This is a genomic window from Paenibacillus sp. J22P143 (assembly GCF_059692035.1).
On record NZ_JCAUAQ010000061.1, the window covers coordinates 1 to 1,999 of the forward strand.

At 46.1% G+C, this 1,999-nt stretch carries 1 protein-coding gene; it reads right to left on the minus strand.

The features are described from left to right. On the minus strand, nt 1-1,999 hold a 1,999-nt coding region (locus AC58PQ_RS29470; RefSeq protein WP_497247945.1), incomplete at both ends, for an endo-alpha-N-acetylgalactosaminidase family protein.

The following is a 1,999-nucleotide window of genomic DNA, read 5'->3' on the forward strand; positions in this document are numbered from 1 at the left end:
TTTTGTAAAAGTCTTTGGAGAAGTAACGGTACTGAAATTAGTGCTGGATATTTCATTCGTTCCATCGCCTACAATGAACGCATAATCCCCGGCTTGTTGATTCTCATATTTGAAAGTGATCGTATAGTTCGTGTCTGGCGCGAATCGAAGCGTTTGCGGCAACGTCCTATAGAGTAGACCCGTATTCTCCTCATGCGACACCAGCGACCAATTCCCGTTGATCGTATGGTCAATCGCGTTACCGTTCCATCCTTTTTGCGTGTAAGGCGCATGTAATTCGGAAAGATGTGTTTTCGGATCGGTACTTCCACCAGCATCCGCCTTGATAAACGGATACCAGCCAGCGTCTACATGCTCAAAATCTTCCGAAAAATAGGCTCCTGTCGGATTTGCAGCCCGCTGTACTTTCATAATATGGACATCATCAAATGTAATGGCTCCCGTGCCTGTTACACCTTTCAGGTAAAGCGTTGCCGTAGATTGCCCTGCCGGAACGTCAAACAGCACACGCATCCTTTGCATTTTGGTATGATGCTTGGCATCTCCCGCGATAAGATTTTGTGCAAAAGAGGTATCCGTATAGTTGGTCACTTCTGCCCCGCTATAATCTTTGACCCCGATAACTGCACGGCGGTCACCGTCCACTTGTACGTAGACGTAAGCTGAATACGTTCCCTGTGAAAGTCCTGTAAGCTGTTGACTAACAGTCACATCAGCGCCGCTTGCTATTTTAAGTTCATTTTGGCCAAGCCCATTTCTCTGTACGGTTGCTTTCGTCGTATCGCCAGTTACCGTCCAAGAAGCGAGTCCGCCGCTATTGAAACCAGGATCTTTCAATGGCGTACCTTCACCATAATTCACATCCGGCGTTGCTGCAGCGTCTCCTTTGTAAATTACGTAAGGCGTATTTGCGGTAGCATGAATGGCAACCTGATTGTTCGTTACCGGCAAATCTTGTATGAACTGCTTGCCTTGATCCGACAGTTTGTATAGCTTAACTGTACTGAGTCCTGACCAACTTAAAGGCAGTGTCCAAGTCGTACTTCCTCCGGTTGAGTTCCAGTGATATAGCTTATCTTCCGTATTCGGATTCCATGGAAGCAGATAAGCTCCGCCATTCAAGATGGTGATGCCGTTCTTTGTCATCACTCTTGTGCCGCTCGCATTACTGACGCTAACATTGTTAGCAAAGTTGATCGTGTTGCTCGACCATTTTAGGATCGGGAAATGCTGCATATATTTCGTCGGAAGATTCGTATTAAAAGTCATCTTGATCATATCGTCAAAGTTAACCTTGCCTTGCCAGCCTTCGTATGCCGCCAATTCTGTGCCGCCTAACAATGGATTACGTGTAACCCATGAATCCTTCTGATGATTGCGGATAAACCGAGCGATTTGGCTGTTATATGGTTTGTTGTATTCCAAAGACCAGTGGGCCCAGATCGAATCTCTCTCATTATAATCTGGGTACTCCGTACCAAGTGCCCAACCCAGGCTGTTTATTTCCCGAGCAATCTTCAGGCCGTTCCAGCCATTCTCTAACCAGGTATCCAAATAAATAAAGTCTAGATTCGGCACATTATTTTTCAATTCCTGCAAGCGATTTAACCTCGCCCCAGTCGAAGCTTCGTTGCGCTTTTGAGTTGTATTGTAAAGGTAAGCTTGGTCTACCCAATCCCAGCCCCATTTTGTCCTATCTACCAATGTGTCGCTAAAATATTTGGCTTCCGGGAGAGCTTCAGTCGCATTAATATGCACACCGAAAAATCCTCCGTACTCACGACCTACATTGACAAGTGTGTTCAAATCTGTTGCTCCGCCTTGGCGAAAGCCAATATTATTGCCGTAATCCGGGTGAGCGGAGTCATGACCTTCCTGTTGATACCCTTTCAGCTCAACAAACTGTTTCAACCCATCGGTTGCCAGATAGATCCGCTTCGTTTCATCCAACGTCTTTAAAAAAGGGTTTGTTGCTTGGCTTCCGAAATTAAACGGGATG